The sequence below is a fragment of the Geodermatophilus sp. Leaf369 genome (assembly GCF_001424455.1).
Lineage (GTDB): Bacteria > Actinomycetota > Actinomycetes > Mycobacteriales > Geodermatophilaceae > Klenkia.
In genome coordinates this window covers 548553-562374 of record NZ_LMQA01000002.1, presented here as the reverse complement: position 1 = coordinate 562374, position 13822 = coordinate 548553, and the positions used below count along the sequence as shown (strand labels likewise).

General features: G+C 75.2%; 16 protein-coding genes. 5 read left to right on the top strand and 11 right to left on the bottom strand.

The window, feature by feature from the left end; genetic code table 11:
- Positions 1 to 6: 6 nt before the first annotated feature.
- On the bottom strand, positions 7 to 633 hold the full coding sequence (locus tag ASG36_RS11555; protein WP_055763878.1) for a DUF1707 domain-containing protein: 627 nt from the start codon (positions 631 to 633) through the stop codon (positions 7 to 9).
- A gap of 24 nt (positions 634 to 657) precedes the next feature.
- Positions 658 to 1356: a DsbA family oxidoreductase gene (locus ASG36_RS11550; protein WP_055763877.1), complete on the bottom strand. Its 699-nt coding sequence runs from the start codon at positions 1354 to 1356 to the stop codon at positions 658 to 660.
- A 53-nt stretch (positions 1357 to 1409) separates the two neighbouring features.
- Here ASG36_RS11550 and ASG36_RS11545 point away from each other — a divergent pair, with 53 nt between their 5' ends.
- Positions 1410 to 1934, top strand: a complete 525-nt coding sequence (locus ASG36_RS11545) for a MaoC family dehydratase (RefSeq protein WP_235494887.1) — start codon at positions 1410 to 1412, stop codon at positions 1932 to 1934.
- Here ASG36_RS11545 and ASG36_RS11540 read toward each other — a convergent pair.
- The 5 genes from ASG36_RS11540 to ASG36_RS11520 all read right to left on the bottom strand — a co-directional run bounded on the left by ASG36_RS11540 (position 1910) and on the right by ASG36_RS11520 (position 6134).
- Positions 1910 to 3418 (bottom strand): class I adenylate-forming enzyme family protein, encoded by a 1509-nt coding sequence (locus ASG36_RS11540; RefSeq protein WP_055763875.1) that lies wholly within the window; start codon positions 3416 to 3418, stop codon positions 1910 to 1912. The genes ASG36_RS11545 and ASG36_RS11540 overlap by 25 nt on opposite strands.
- Positions 3418 to 4599 carry an acyl-CoA dehydrogenase family protein gene (locus ASG36_RS11535; RefSeq protein ID WP_235494885.1) on the bottom strand — a complete coding sequence of 394 codons (1182 nt, stop codon included), beginning with the start codon at positions 4597 to 4599 and terminating at the stop codon, positions 3418 to 3420. The genes ASG36_RS11540 and ASG36_RS11535 overlap by 1 nt, the downstream gene beginning before the upstream one ends.
- 121 nt (positions 4600 to 4720) lie before the next feature.
- A complete protein-coding gene (locus ASG36_RS11530) occupies positions 4721 to 5239 on the bottom strand; it encodes a hypothetical protein (protein WP_055763873.1) in 519 nt (172 codons plus the stop codon).
- Positions 5236 to 5712 carry a hypothetical protein gene (locus tag ASG36_RS11525; RefSeq protein ID WP_055763871.1) on the bottom strand — a complete coding sequence of 159 codons (477 nt, stop codon included), beginning with the start codon at positions 5710 to 5712 and terminating at the stop codon, positions 5236 to 5238. Before ASG36_RS11525 ends, ASG36_RS11530 begins: the two co-directional genes overlap by 4 nt.
- A 44-nt stretch (positions 5713 to 5756) precedes the next feature.
- The gene (locus ASG36_RS11520) at positions 5757 to 6134 is read right to left on the bottom strand and encodes an FKBP-type peptidyl-prolyl cis-trans isomerase (RefSeq protein WP_055763869.1); all 378 of its coding nucleotides are present in this window, start codon (positions 6132 to 6134) and stop codon (positions 5757 to 5759) included.
- Between the two features lie 197 nt (positions 6135 to 6331).
- On the opposite strand from ASG36_RS11520, the gene ASG36_RS11515 reads away from it, so the two are divergent.
- Both ASG36_RS11515 and ASG36_RS11510 read left to right on the top strand, forming a co-directional pair.
- The gene (locus ASG36_RS11515) at positions 6332 to 7324 is read left to right on the top strand and encodes an isopenicillin N synthase family oxygenase (protein ID WP_055763868.1); all 993 of its coding nucleotides are present in this window, start codon (positions 6332 to 6334) and stop codon (positions 7322 to 7324) included.
- On the top strand, positions 7321 to 7944 hold the full coding sequence (locus ASG36_RS11510) for a DUF6518 family protein (RefSeq protein ID WP_235495003.1): 624 nt from the start codon (positions 7321 to 7323) through the stop codon (positions 7942 to 7944). The genes ASG36_RS11515 and ASG36_RS11510 overlap by 4 nt, the downstream gene beginning before the upstream one ends.
- A 125-nt stretch (positions 7945 to 8069) precedes the next feature.
- Here ASG36_RS11510 and ASG36_RS21930 read toward each other — a convergent pair whose 3' ends face one another.
- Entirely contained in the window at positions 8070 to 8237 is a 168-nt protein-coding gene (locus ASG36_RS21930) for a hypothetical protein (protein ID WP_157498769.1), read from the bottom strand.
- A 53-nt stretch (positions 8238 to 8290) separates the two neighbouring features.
- Positions 8291 to 9160, bottom strand: a complete 870-nt coding sequence (locus tag ASG36_RS11505) for a LysR family transcriptional regulator ArgP (RefSeq protein ID WP_235494883.1) — start codon at positions 9158 to 9160, stop codon at positions 8291 to 8293.
- A gap of 70 nt (positions 9161 to 9230) precedes the next feature.
- On the opposite strand from ASG36_RS11505, the gene ASG36_RS11500 reads away from it, so the two are divergent.
- Positions 9231 to 9854 carry a LysE/ArgO family amino acid transporter gene (locus ASG36_RS11500; RefSeq protein ID WP_200944442.1) on the top strand — a complete coding sequence of 208 codons (624 nt, stop codon included), beginning with the start codon at positions 9231 to 9233 and terminating at the stop codon, positions 9852 to 9854.
- Positions 9851 to 10381, top strand: a complete 531-nt coding sequence (locus tag ASG36_RS11495) for a GNAT family N-acetyltransferase (RefSeq protein WP_055763864.1) — start codon at positions 9851 to 9853, stop codon at positions 10379 to 10381. Before ASG36_RS11500 ends, ASG36_RS11495 begins: the two co-directional genes overlap by 4 nt.
- 30 nt (positions 10382 to 10411) lie before the next feature.
- Here the strand turns inward: ASG36_RS11495 and ASG36_RS11490 are convergent, their stop codons facing one another.
- Positions 10412 to 12724, bottom strand: a complete 2313-nt coding sequence (locus ASG36_RS11490; protein WP_055763861.1) for a bifunctional lysylphosphatidylglycerol flippase/synthetase MprF — start codon at positions 12722 to 12724, stop codon at positions 10412 to 10414.
- Complete coding sequence (locus ASG36_RS11485) at positions 12721 to 13740, bottom strand: lysylphosphatidylglycerol synthase domain-containing protein (protein ID WP_162245191.1); 1020 nt, start codon at positions 13738 to 13740, stop codon at positions 12721 to 12723. Before ASG36_RS11485 ends, ASG36_RS11490 begins: the two co-directional genes overlap by 4 nt.
- Positions 13741 to 13822: the final 82 nt, after the last annotated feature.

Here is a 13822-nt window from a genome sequence, read left to right as displayed (position 1 = left end):
CGGCGCTCAGAAGCGGAAGCGGCCGACCTCGTAGGGGTAGCGGACGACGACGTCGCCCATCGACACCTTGCCCCGCACCACCAGGTGCAGCCGGCCGGGCTGCGGACCGCCGGGCACCTTGAGCTTGACCCCGCCCAGCCCGGCCGCGACGCCGTCCACGTCGGCGGTCGCGCCGTCCGGGAGGATGAACTTCGCCGTCCCGGCGCCGAGCTTGATGCGCACCTCGACCACCTGCTGGGTGACCACGGCGCTGGTGAAGTCCAGCGTCACGTCGCCCATGGTGCTCTGCACCTCCATCACCGGGGGCACGTGCCAGCCGCCGTTGCGCTTGACGTCGCCGACGGTGGACCTGATGAGCACGGGGGCGGCCGCCGGCGGCGGCGCGGGCTGCCAGGCGACGGGTGCCTGCGCCGGCGGGACGGCGAGGCCGGTGGGCGGGTGCTCGGGCGGCAGGTCGGCCAAGGGGGGCACCAGGTCGTCGGCGTACCGGGCGGCGTAGACCTGGGCCAGCCGGTCGTCGAGCTCGAGGAAGCTGATCCGGCCCTCGCTCATGGCCGTCTGCAGCCGGGCGGCCGCGCGCTCCCGGTCGGCGTCGGAGATCCGTACGCCGCGAGACCCGTCCGTTCCGTCCACCCCGGGGACCCTAGCGGGGTCGGGTCAGACGGTGCAGGAGTCGTCGGTGCAGCCGTCGGCGGCGGGGACGGCGGTGGTGAGCACCGGGTGGGTGTCGGCCCAGGCGCGGTCCAGGACGGCGAGCAGCTGCTCGGCGGGCTGGGCGCCGGCGGCACCGTAGGTGCGGTCGACGACGAAGAACGGCACGCCGGTGGCACCCAGGGCCCGGGCGGTGGCGATGTCGTCGTGCACGGCGGGCAGGAAGCGCCGGTCGATGAGCGCCGCACGGGCCTCGTCGGCGTCCAGCCCGACCTCGACCCCGAGCGCGACCAGGGCGTCGAGGTCGAACACCGAGGTGCGCTCCTCGAAGTGCGCGTGGAGCAGCCGCTCCTTCATCGCGTCCTGCATCCCGCGCTCGGCGGCCAGGTGGATGAGCTGGTGGGCGAGCAGCGTGTTGCCGCTGACGCCGTTGGCCAGGTCGTAGTCCAGGCCCTCCGCTGCGGCGAGTTCGTCGATGGAGGTCATCTGCGCGCGCATCTCGTCCTCGCTGCGGCCGTACTTCGCGGCCAGCGCGGGGAGGGTGGGGTGCACGTCGCCCTCGGCGACCGAGGGGTCGAGCTGGAAGGACCGCCAGACCACCTCGACGTCGTCGGCGTGCTCGAACCGCGACAGGGCGGTCTCGAAGCGGCGCTTGCCGATGTAGCACCAGGGACAGACGACGTCGGACCAGATCTCGACCTTCACGCGCCCAGGAACAGGGGTTCCGTCCGCCGTGTTCCCGGGCCACGATCGGGGGGGTGCTGGACCACCCGGGCCCCTGGGCCGACCCCGACGCCGCGCCGGCCTCCTCCGCGACGACGACCACGACGATGGCCGGGCTGCCGGCCCTGCAGGGGCGGGTGCTGGGCACCAGCGACTGGTTCGCCGTCACCCAGGCGGGGGTGGACGCCTTCGCGGACGCCACCCACGACCACGAGTGGATCCACGTCGACGTCGCGCGGGCGAGGGCCGAGAGCCCCTTCGGTGGCCCGATCGCGCACGGTCACCTGACGCTGTCCCACCTCGCCCCGATGGTCGGCCAGGTGCTGCAGGTGATCGACGCGGCGATGACGGTGGCCTACGGGCTGGACCGGGTGCGCTTCCCCGCCCCGGTACCGGTCGGGGCGCGGATCCGGATGACCGCGACCCTGGCCGACGTCCACGAGGTCGAGGGCGGTCTGCACCTGCGGCTGGCGGCGGTGATCGAGGCCGAGGGGACGGCCACGCCGGTCTGCGTCGCCGAGCCGGTCTTCCGCAGCTACCGCGAGCTGTCGACCAGGTAGGGACGGCGCAACGCCACCTTCCGCACCTTGCCCGCGGCGTTGCGCGGCAGCGCGGGGACGACGTCCACCGAGGTCGGGCACTTGTAGTGGGCCAGGTGCTGGCGGGTGAAGGCGATCAGCTCGGCCGCGGTGACCTCGACGTCCGGGCGCAGCGCCACCACCGCCTTGACCGTCTCGCCCCAGCGCTCGTCGGGCACGCCGATGACGGCGACCTCGGCGACCGCGGGGTGGCGGGCCAGCACGGCGTCCACCTCGGCCGGGAAGACGTTCTCCCCGCCGCTGATGATCATGTCCTTGAGCCGGTCGCGGACGACGACCCGGCCGGCGGCGTCCAGGTGGCCGACGTCCCCGGTGCGCAGCCAGCCGTCGGCGGTGAGCGTGCGCGCGGTCTCCTCGGGCTTGCCCCAGTAGCGGGTCATCACCGCGTCCGAGCGCACCCACAGCTCCCCGGTCTCGCCGGTGTCGACCGGCCGACCGGTCGCCGGGTCGACGGCCCGGATCTCCGCCCACGGCACCGCAGCGCCGACCGACCCGTCCAGCAGTGCCTGCAGCCCGGGGGCGTCCCCGGCCGGGGCCCGCAGCGCGGTCACCGTGCCGCCGGCCTCGGTGAGCCCGTAGGCGTGCAGCAGACCGCAGCCCAGCACCGCCGTGGTGGCCGCCACGAGCCCGGCGGTGATCGGTGCCGCCCCGTAGGCCAGGGTGCGGAAGGCCGAGAGGTCCAGCTCGGCGATGCCCGGCACCTCCAGCAACGTGGCGATGACCGAGGGCACGAAGAAGGCGTGGGTGACCCGGTGCCGGGCCAGCAGCTCGACGGTCTCGGCCGGCCGGGCCGCCCGGGTCAGCACCACGTGGCCGCCCTGCAGCAGGGGGCCGAGCAGGTGGGCCAGCCCGCCGACGTGGAACAGCGGCAGGGCGACCAGCATGGTGTCGTCGGGCCCGCAGTCGTAGACCTCGGCCATCAGCCGTCCGGCGTGGGCGACCGAGGCGTGCGAGAGCACCACGCCCTTGGGCAGGCCCGTCGTCCCCGAGGTGTAGATCAGCACCGCCGGGTCCTCGGGTCTCGCGCCGGGCAGCTGCTCGGTCCCGGACGCCACCGCCAGCCAGTCCTCCCAGCCCCGGTCCAGGTCGACCACCGGGAGGCTGTCGTCGACCAGGTGCGCGGTGGCGGCGTCCACGACCACCAGCGAGGCCCCGGCGTCGGCGAGGATCGGGGCCACCTCGGCGGCCGCCAGCCGCCAGTTGACCGTCACCAGGGCGACCCCGGCGCGACCGGCGCCCAGCAGCAGGTCCACGTAGGCAGCGCTGTTGTGCGCCAGCAGCGCCACCCGATCGCCGGGCCGCAGGCCGTGGGCGACCAACGCCCGACCGACCGCAGTGCTGCGCCGGGACAGCTCCGCGAGGTCGGTGGTCACGCCGTCCGACGTCAGGCCAGGGTGGTCGGGGCGGGCCGCGGCCCGCCGGTCGAACAGCTCACCCAGGCCCATCAGTAGCTCTTGGGCAGCCCGAGGCTGTGCGTGGAGACGTAGTTGAGGATCATCTCCCGGCTGACCGGGGCGGTCTTGTGCAGCCGGGCGGTGAACCAGAGGTCGGCCAGGCCGTACTCGTAGGACAACCCGTTGCCGCCGTGCACCTGGATCGCCCGGTCCAGCGCGAGCAGCGAGGCGTCCGCGGCGGCGTACTTGGCGATGTTCGCCGCCTCGGCGGCGTCCAGGCCCTGGTCGAACATCTGCGCGGCCCGGCTGTTCATCAGCCGGGCCTGCTGGACGGCGATGTAGGCCTCGGCCAGCGGGTGGGCCACGCCCTGGTGCGCACCGATCGGGGTCTTCCACACCGTGCGCTCGACGGCGTAGCGGGAGGCCTTCTGCAGCGCGTACCGGGAGATGCCGTTGTTGATCGCGGCGGCCGACACCCGCTCGGGGTTCAGCCCGACGAACACCTGGCGCAGGCCGTTGCCGGCCTCGCCCACCAGCGCCTCGGGGCCCAGCCGGACGTCCTCGAAGAACACGGTGAACTGCTTCTCCGGCACCATCAGCGCCGAGGGGATCCGCTGGGCGACCAGGCCCGGGGCGTCGGCCGGGACGATGAACAGCGACAGCTGGTACCGCCCGTCGGGGCCCGGCTCGTGGCCGCGGGCCACCACCAGGACGGCGTCGGCCTCGTCGATGGCCGAGGTCCAGTACTTGGTGCCCGAGAGCACCCAGCCGCCGTCGCCGTCGGGACGGGCCGTCGTCGTCACCTGGTGGGTGTTGGAGCCGGCGTCGGGCTCGGTGATCGCGAAGGACATCTTCTTGGTGCCCGAGGCCAGCGCGGGCAGCCACTCCTCGCGCATCGCGGTGGAGCCGTGCCGCTCGATGATCGGCGCGCAGATCGAGTTGATCACCATCGAGAGCAACGGGCAGCCCTGGGCGGCGACCTCCTCGATGACCACGTTGTAGTCGGCCAGGCCACCGCCACCGCCGCCGAACTCCTCGGCGATGTGCACGCCCAGGAACCCGGCCTTGCCCAGCTCGGCCCACAGCTCGGTGGGCTTGGTGTCCTCGGCGACGCACGTCTGGAAGTACTCGCGGCCGTAGGACCCGACGAGCTCGCCGACGCTGGCGCGCAGGTCACGGTGGTGCTCTGCGGTGTCGATCAGCAGGGCATCGGTTCTGGGGTCGATCGACACGCGCGTGCTCCCTCGGACGACAGGTGTGGCCTGCACCTCAACCTAGGAGCCGCACCGATCACCGTCAACTGTCCTGTTGACGCGCCGCGGTCAGCCCGGAGCCCGGACACCACCAGCACCCCTAGACGAGGTCGCGGACCGCCAGGACGACGACGAGCAGCAGCAGGACGGCCACCGCGCCGACGACCCAGCCGATGCCGGCCCGCATGCCCGGGGGCAGCCGCTCGGTCCACCCCAGGTCGCGTCCGGCCCGCCGGATCAGCTCGCGGTTCTCGGCCAGGCGCAGGTCCCAGCCGCCCTCGGGCACGAGGGCACCACCGTGGGTCTCGGGGAACCGGTGCGGACGCAGCGGGGGGACGTCCCGACGGGTGAGCCGATCCGACGGCCTGCTGCTCAACCGGCCGGCGGAGTCGGCCGTGACGTCGACGGTCCGCACGTCCACGGTGTACCGCCGACCCTCCTCGTCGAGGTGCACGCACAGGTCGTGCACCCAGGCCGGGGTCCCGCCCGCCGGCGCCGCTGCGCCCTGCCGGAGCGCCAGGTCGAAGCCGGCGTCGCAGGCCCGAATCTCGTAGGGGCTGGCCGCGGCCAGCTCGCGCACCCGCTCGAGGAACTGGGCGCCGCCCGGGCCCGGGGTCACAGCCGGCCCAGCAGGGCCAGGATCCCCAGGACGATGCCCGCGACCAGCAGCAGCGCGACCGTGACCCCCGCGACGGCGATCCCGGTCTTCACGTCCCGGGGCATCGTCTCCCGCCAGCCCTGCTCGCGAGCGGCCCAGCGGACCAGCTCGCGGCCCTCGCCCATCCGGAAGTCCCACCCGGCGGCGACACCGAGGGTGCCGTCGTCCCGGAGGCCGTACTCCCGGCCCCTGCTGAACCCGATCTGCCGACCGGAGGCGAACGACGCGGACCCGGCCAGCCGCAGCACCGGCGGCCCGGTGGGGTCGACGCCGACCGACCACTGGGCGCTCCGGGTGAGGTCGTTGACCGTCTTCCTCAGCCCCCGGCGGTACGCCAACGTCGTCCACCGGGCGTCCACGGCGTCCAGGACGACGTCGAGACCACCCTCGGGGGGGACGACGACGTAGGGGCTGGACCCGGCCAGCTGGTGCACGCGCTGGGCGAACTCCCAGCCGGCCGAGCCAGGGGTGGGACCGGTCAGCGCACGCCGACCAGGTCGACGACGAAGACCAGCGTCGCGCCGGGCTTGATGACCCCGCCCGCGCCGCGCTCGCCGTAGGCCTTGTGCGCGGGGATGGTGAGCCGGCGACGTCCGCCGACCTTCATGCCGGCGATGCCCTCGTCCCAGCCGGCGATGACCATGCCGACGCCGAGCTGGAACTCCAGCGGGTCGCCGCGGTCCCACGAGGCGTCGAACTGCTCGCCGCCGTCGTGGGTGACGCCGACGTAGTGCGCGGAGACCAGGCTGCCGGAGGTGGCCTCGGCGCCGTCGCCGACGGTGATGTCCTCGATGACGAGGTCGTCGGGGGCCGGGCCGGTCGGCGGCTCGACGTCGGGGCGGGTCAGCTCTGCCACGGGGTGTGCTCCTGGAGGTCGTGCGCCGGGCTGGTCCCGGCACCGCCGACCATCCAAACAGCGTGCGGGCGTCCGCTCCACGTGAAACTCGTGTTACGTCTGGTCCCCGGGTCTTGCCGCCGGTGCCGGGCGCCCGCTTGCATGGTGCGCAGAGCCGCGGCGTCTGCCGTGCGGCCTCCCCTCGGGGGAACACCACCATGAGCACACTGACCGAGCTGACCCGCGAGTCCCGGATGGGCGCTGTCGGCACCCTGACCAGCGACCGCGAGATCCGCCGCATCTCCCTGGCCGGGTTCGAGGCCCGGCGCGAGGAGATCACCGCCGAGCTGTGGCAGGCCGCCACCGACATCGGCTTCTTCCAGGTCGTCGACCACGGCATCGCCCCCGCCGAGGTGGACGCCGCGTTCGCCGCCTCGCAGGCCTTCTTCGCCCTCCCGGCCGAGGTCAAGGCCCGGTTCCCGCTGAAGAAGGGGCTCAACGCCGGCTACGAGTTCAAGAGCCAGGTGCGGCCCTCGGTGGGCACGGCCGACCAGAAGGAGTCCTGGCAGCTCACCCGGCCGCACATGGCCGGGCTCTGGCCCACCGACGACGAGGTGGCCGGCTTCCGGGACACCCTGCTCGCCTTCGAAGCGCGCTGCTGGTCGGTGGCGATGCAGGTGCTGTCCTGCTTCGCCGACCGGCTCGGCCTGCCCCGCGACTTCTTCGCGACCGTGCACGACCCGGCGTCCGCGCAGTACCAGTCCTGCCTGCGGCTGATCCACTACATGGCCTTCCCGGAGGACCTGCTCGACACGCCCGGCACGTGGCGGGCCGGGGCGCACACCGACTTCGACTGCCTGACCCTGCTCTTCCAGCGCGAGGGCCAGGGCGGGCTGCAGGTGCTGCCCGGCGCAGAGGCCGCCCGGCCCTCGGACGACGGCTACGCGTGGACCCCCGTGCCGGCCACCGACGAGGCCATCACCTGCAACGTCGGTGACATGCTCATGCGGTGGAGCGACGACCGGCTGCCGTCGAACTTCCACCGGGTGGCGGCGCCGAGCCGGGGCGAGTCGACGGCCCCCCGGTACTCGATGGCGTTCTTCGCCCAGGCCGACAAGGACGCGGTGATCGAGAGCCCGGCCGGCCTGCACGAGCCGATGACGGCCGGGGACTTCCTGCTGCAGCGGATCCAGGCCAACTTCCGGGCCTGACCCGCCGACTCCTCCTCGCGGCGGCCCTGGGTGCACTGACCGGGGTCGCTGCGAAGGCCGCCGACGCCTCCTGGATCTCCTGGCTGGCCGACCTGGGGTCCTACCCGGCTGCCTGGGTGCTGGCCGTCGCTCTGCTGGCCCGGGCCGCTCGGTCGGTGCGGGTGGCAGCCGCGACCAGTGCCGTCTTCTTCACCGTGATGAGCGTGGCCTACTACGGCTGGGCGGTCGGCGTCCTGGGGTTCGGGCTGCGGGCGAACCTGGTGCTGCTGGCTGCGTGGACAGTGCTGTCGCTGACCGCGGTGCCGCTGTTCGCCGTCGTGGTGCACCTGGCCACCCGGCGGCGCGGCGTGCTGCCCGGCACGGTGCTGGCCGGGGCCGCTGCGGTGGCACTGGCCGACCGGACGCTCTGGCAGCTCTGGCTCGCCGCCTCCGGAGGGCTCCCTCCGGGCACCCCGCTGCACCCGGTCCAGGCCGTGGCCGGCGTCGTCGTCGCGCTGGTGGTGGCCGGGGTGCTCCCGCGCCACGGTCGCACCCGGGCCGTCGCGCTGGTCCTGCTCGTGCCCGCCGCCGTCCTGGCCACGCTGGGCGTCGACCTGCTCTACGGGCTGCTGCCGGGCTGAGCCCTCGCTCCGCCGAGTGGAGTTCGGCTCACGCCCTGGGTGGCGCAGCTGGAGGCAGCCCCCGACGGCGTCCGGATCGAGGCGCTCGCGTCCCACGCCCGTGGAGCAGTGAGACCCGGGGGCTCTCAGGGCCGGAAGTGCTCGATCTCGTCCTGCCGGTAGTAGTCCTGCGCCATGCCCACGCGGACCAGCCACTTCTGCTCGTCCTCGTACCACCAGACCACCGTGCCGATCTGGCCCCGGAGGACCTCGCGGGTGATCTGGACGGTGTCGCCGACCGAGAAGGTGTCCATGCCGGCCCACCCTGGCACGGTCGCGGACAGCGGCGGACCCCCGTCACGGGTGATCAGGTGAGCGCCGCGCGGGCCGCCGTCCGCACGGCGTCGGCGACCAGGTCCAGGCTGGGCGAACGCAGCTTCCACTGCTGCCACCACAGGACGACGTCGACGGCACCGCCCGGGTCGAGCTCGACCAGCCGGTCGTCGGGTCCGGTCTGCAGATCGGGCACCATCCCCCAGCCGAAGCCGAGCCGGACCGCCGCCAGGTAGTCCGCCGACGAGGGCACGTGGTGCGTCGGCGGCCGGACGACGGCGTGCGTCCGTCGGCGCAGGTAGGCCGCCTGCAGGTCGTCGGTGCGGTCGAAGACCACCACCGGGGCCCGGCGCAGCGCGGCCGACGTCGCCCCCTCGGGGAACCACCGTTCGACCACGGACGGCGCGGCCATCGGGCGGTAGCGCATCGCCCCCAGCCGGGACGCCGAACAGCCGGGCACCGGGTCGGCGTCGGCGGTGACCGCGGCCATCACGGTGCCCCCGCGCAGCAGGGCGGCGGTGTGCTCCTGGTCGGCGACCCGCGCGTCCAGGCCCACCCGGTCGGCGACCGGGGCGAGCGCGGGCAGGAACCAGGTGGCCAGCGAGTCGGCGTTGACCGCGACCGGCACGGTGGGCGGGGACCCGTCGGCCGGGACCCCCGCCAGCGCCGCGGTGGTGTCGGCGACCAGCAGCTCCACCTGCCGGGCCAGCCGGAGCACCGCGGCGCCGGCGTCGGTGGGCTCGACCGGGCGGCTGCGGACCAGCAGCACCTGGCCGGTGTCCACCTCCAGCGCCCGGATCCGCTGGCTCACCGCGGAGGGCGTCACGTGCAGCACCCGGGCGGCAGCGTCCAGCGTGCCGGTCTCGACGGCGGCGGCCAGGGCGCGCAGCTGGGGCAGGTCCATCGACAGCACAGCTTACGGCGCATCAGATCCCGTAGCGGTGCTGTCGTCGGTGCCGGCCCAGGATGGGCGGGTGGTCATCTCCGCCGTCCTCGCCGGCCTCGGTCTCGGGCTCTCCCTCATCGTCGCCATCGGCGCGCAGAACGCCTTCGTGCTCCGCCAGGGCCTGCGCCGGGAGCACGTGCTCGCCGTGGTCGCGGTGTGTGCACTGTCCGACGTGGTGCTGATCATGGCCGGGGTCGCGGGGACCGGGGCGGTGCTGGAGCGGGTGCCGTGGCTGGTCACCGTCGTCCGCGTCGCCGGTGGGCTGTTCCTGCTCGGTTACGCGGTGCTGGCCGCCCGCCGCGCCCTGCGGCCCACCGCACTGGACACCTCGGCGGGCGGGGCGCGGGTGTCGCTGGGCGCCGTCGTCGGCACCGCCCTGGCGCTGACCTGGCTCAACCCGCACGTCTACCTGGACACCGTGCTGCTGCTCGGCTCGGTGGCCGGCACGCACGGCGACCAGCGCTGGTGGTTCGCCGCCGGGGCCTGCGTGGCCAGCGTGCTGTGGTTCACCGGGCTGGGCGTGGGGGCCCGCGCACTGCGCCCGGTGTTCGCCCGACCGGCCGCCTGGCGGGTGCTCGACGGGGTGATCGCCGCCGTCATGGCTGCCCTGGCCGTGTCGCTGTTGGCCGGTGCTGGTGGGATCGACCCATGAGCTCCGACCTGTCGCTGCGCTGGCTGACCTCCCCCGCCGACGTCACCGCCGCCATGGCCACCGAGCTCGCCACCTGCTGGCGCGCGGTCAGCAACGCCGGCGGCGCGGTCGGGTTCCCGGAGCTGCCGGTCGACGAGCCCACCGTGCGGACGGCGGCCGATGCCGTGATCGCCGCCCTCAGCCCCGACGAGCGACTGCTCTGGGTGACCGCGCCCGACGGCTCGCTGGCCGGCTGGCTGGTGCTGGCCCGCAACCCGCAGCCGATCTTCCGGCACTGGGCCACCCTGCGGCGGGTGCAGACCTCGCTGGGCTCCCGCGGCACCGGCGTCGGCTCGGTGCTGCTCACCGAGGCCGCCCGCTGCGCCCGCGAGCTCGGCCTGGCCCACCTGCACCTCTACGTCCGTGCCGAGCAGGGCCTGGAGCCGTTCTACCTGCGGCACGGCTACCGCGAGATCGGCCGCTGGCCCTCCGCGCTGAGGATCGCCGACGGGTACCGCGACGAGGTCCTCATGTTCCTGGAGCTCTGACCAGACCCCAGCGTGGATCAGGTCTCCTGATCAAAGACCGTCCTCCCTCACCAACGCTGGTGAGGGTGGAGAGACGTGGATCAGGTCACCTGATCCACGCTGACCCCGGCGCAGCCGGCGGGCCAGGGTCAGGACGGCGACGACGCCCAGCGCCGAGGCGGCGTGCTGGACGTCGGCGATGCCGTGGTCGAGCACCAGGGCGACAACGAGGACGGCGGCCAGGGCGGCAGCCGCCCGGGTACGCCGGCGGCCGGCCGGCAGCAGGACGACGACAGCGGCCAGCAGCGCCCAGCTCCCCGCCGAGCTGCCGCCGTCGACCTGGTGCAGCTCGGCCAGCGCGCTGTCCGAGCCGGTCGCCGCAGCCAGCCGCACGCCCAGCAGCACCGGCACCGAGCCGAGCAGGTCACCGGCGAAGAAGCCCAGCGCGGTCCACCGGCTGCCCAGCCGCGACTCGGCCAGCGGGAACGCCACCGCCCCCAGCGCGATGTTCACCCACACCCAGCCCGGGCTGGCCTGCACCACCGGGGAGGTGAGCAGCCGCCACAGCTGGCCGTGTGCGAGCAGCTCCCAGGACGAGCCGGCCGCGGCGATCAGCTGCCGGTGCACCTGCGGGTCGTAGGCCCCGGCGAGCATGAGCCACAGCTGGACGGCGGCGAACGTCGTCGTCACCGGGAACCGGCGGACCAGGCCGGCCAGCCGGGTCAGCGGGCGCCGCGGGTCGGGCAGCTCCCCGAGGCGGGCGACGGCGAGAGCGACCCGGGGCAGGGCGGTGTCCCCGGTGGTGACCAGGTACCGGGACTCCCACCGCGGCGCCCACTTGTCCTTGAACGAGCGCAGCCCGGCGTAGTCCAGCAGCACCCCGCCGCGCTCGTAGAGCAGCCGCATCACCCGGGCGGGCACGCCGGGCTGGTCGGCCAGACCGGTGAACGGGGCGAGCCCGAGGTTCATCCCGGTGCCGCCCCCGGCGGCGAACCGGTCGCCCATCGCCACGAACAGCTGGTCCATCACCCCGTTCACCGCGCCGGGACGACGCCGCATCAGGTCGAAGCTGCGCTCGGTCGAGCGGTGGGCCGGCAGCGTGTTGGCGAAGGCCTGGACCCGGTCCTCGGCGTCGACGACCGCGAGCACCGGGGTCCGTCGCAGCTGGTCGGCGTCGAACTGGCCGAGGGTGAAGGTGCGCTCGCGGTGCTCGCCGTCGGCGGCCCAGGCCTCGGACACCTCGCGCAACCGGGCCAGGTCGACGTCGGTGAGCGGGTGCTCCAGCGCGACCACCCGGTAGCCGGCCCGCTCGCAGCGCCGGACGGCCGAGCGGATCGACTTGCCGGCCCGACCCTCCGGCGCGGTGCCGCCGGCCAGCTCGACCACCGCCTCCTCGCCGATCTTGTAGGCGCGCAGGCCCAGGGCCGTCAGGTCGGGCAGCTCGGCGGGCGTGACCTGGTGGAAGCCGGGCGTCCAGCCGTTGCGGCGGCACAGGGCCAGGAACTCCGCGGCCGCGGCGCGACGGCTCCCCGGCGCGCCGATCGGGCCGCCCAGCGCCACCGCCGTCCGTCCGCGCAGGCCGTAGCCGACGAAGGCCCGCCCATCGGCAGCCACCAGCCAGTGCTTGTCGGGCAGCAGCTGGAAGTGGGCCAGCGACGTGGTGGCGTGCTCGTCGAGCAACCGCGTGACGACGGCGCGATCGGCGGCCCGCTGGCGGCCGCCGGACACCGCCGCGATCAGCATCCCGGCCCCCACGAGGACGACGGCCAGGGCGGCGCCGCGGGTGGCCGAGACCAGCCAGTCGGCGTGCCGGGTCAGCGGTTCGGCGTCCACCGGCAGCATCAGCAGCAGCCGGGCGGCCTGCCCGGCCGAGCCCCAGGCCGTGGTCCCCCCGCGGAACTGGCCGTCCAGTTCGTAGAGCCCGGCCGTCGCGACCGCGACCAGGAGGGCGGCACCGCCGACGAGCACCGCGATGCCCCGGCGGACCAGCATCGGGTCACCATGCGCGGTGAACGCCCGCCCGCCGGCCCCGACCAGCGCGGTGAGCACCGCCAGCGTCGCCGAGACCGGCAGGTGCGGGTGCACGACCAGCGACCCGACGGTGGCCGCGGCCAGCCCGGCGACGGCGGCCAGCCAGGCCGCTCGCCGTCCGCGCAGCAGCGCCCGGACGACCAGCAGCAGCACCAGTCCGGCGCCGAGCAGCAGGTACCGGCCGCCGTCGATCGCCGCGACCGCGCCCTCCAGCGGGCGCAGCCCCGGGACCGGCCGGTGCTCCGGGTGCGGCACGACGCGCACGACCGCGGACAGCGCCCCGACCCCCACGAGCAGCGCCACCAGGGCGCTGGCCCGCCGGACGGCGGTCACCGGGCCACCGGCTCGCGGCGCCCGGACGCCCAGGCCAGCCCGCCGACGGCCAGCGGCACCCAGAACTCGGCCACCCGGAACAGCAGGGTCGCCGCCGCGGCGACGGCCAGCGGCACACCCCCCACCGTGAGCGCGGCCGCGGCACCCACCTCGGCGGCCCCGATCCCCCCGGGCAGCGGCCCGACCACCGCGGCCACCGAGGCCAGCACGTACGCCGAGAGCGCCAGCCCCAGGTCGTGCCCGCCGCCCACCGCGGCCAGCGAGGCCGCCAGCATCAGCACCCCGATCACGTCCACGGCGGTGGCCGCCAGCAGCGGTGGCACCGCCCGGCCCGGACGGCGGGTGACCGACGCCGCGGCCGCGACCAGCTCCTCGGTGCGGGCCGGGTCCCAGACACGCGCCGGCCGGCGGAGCACCGTCGCCTCCAGCCGGAGCACCCACCCGGTCAGCCGGGCCAGCGTGGCCGGTCGCCGGACCGCGAGCACCGTCACCACCACCCGGGCGGTGGTCAGCGCGAGGAAGACCGCGCCGGCGAGCAGGTCCAGGCCGGTCAGCCGTCCGTCGGCACCCAGCACGACGAAACCGGCCACGAGCACCACCAGGAAGCCGAGGTCGGTGACGGTCGCGGCGAGCAGGTAGCCACCGGCGACCTCCGCGCGCGGCAGGCCCCGCCGGCGACCGGCCCGGTCCATCGCCGCCAGCCCGGCGAGCCCGGCCGAGGTGACCACGGAGTTCAGCGCCACCGCCGACACCGCGCCGCGAGCGAGCTCGGGCAGGTCCGCGGCGCGCACCCGGGTGACGCCGGCCAGCGCGGTGGCGTGCACCGCCGTCCACGCTGCCCACCAGGCCAGCAGCAGCACGCCGAGCACCGCCAGCCAGCGGGGGTCGGCCCGGTGCAGGTCCCGGCCGACCCCGGCGAGGTCGCCCCGCTGGGTCCACCCGACGGTGGCGAGCACGGCGCTGACCAGCAGCGCGAGGCCCACCCGCCGTGCCGTCGTCGTCCGCCCGGTGCCCACGTCGGGGGACCGTAGGTCGCGGCGGGGCCGGCGAACCCGGCTCCCAGCCGACCCGCAGCGCACGATGCCGAACTGGCAGCGT

Coding starts and splice junctions, on each gene's coding strand:
- ASG36_RS11540 (WP_055763875.1), bottom strand. CDS start 3,418: ATGGGCCTGGGTGAGCTGTTCGACCGGCGGGCCGCGGCCCGCCCCGAC.
- ASG36_RS11515 (WP_055763868.1), top strand. CDS start 6,332: ATGAGCACACTGACCGAGCTGACCCGCGAGTCCCGGATGGGCGCTGTC.
- ASG36_RS21930 (WP_157498769.1), bottom strand. CDS start 8,237: ATGGACACCTTCTCGGTCGGCGACACCGTCCAGATCACCCGCGAGGTC.
- ASG36_RS11505 (WP_235494883.1), bottom strand. CDS start 9,160: ATGGACCTGCCCCAGCTGCGCGCCCTGGCCGCCGCCGTCGAGACCGGC.
- ASG36_RS11495 (WP_055763864.1), top strand. CDS start 9,851: ATGAGCTCCGACCTGTCGCTGCGCTGGCTGACCTCCCCCGCCGACGTC.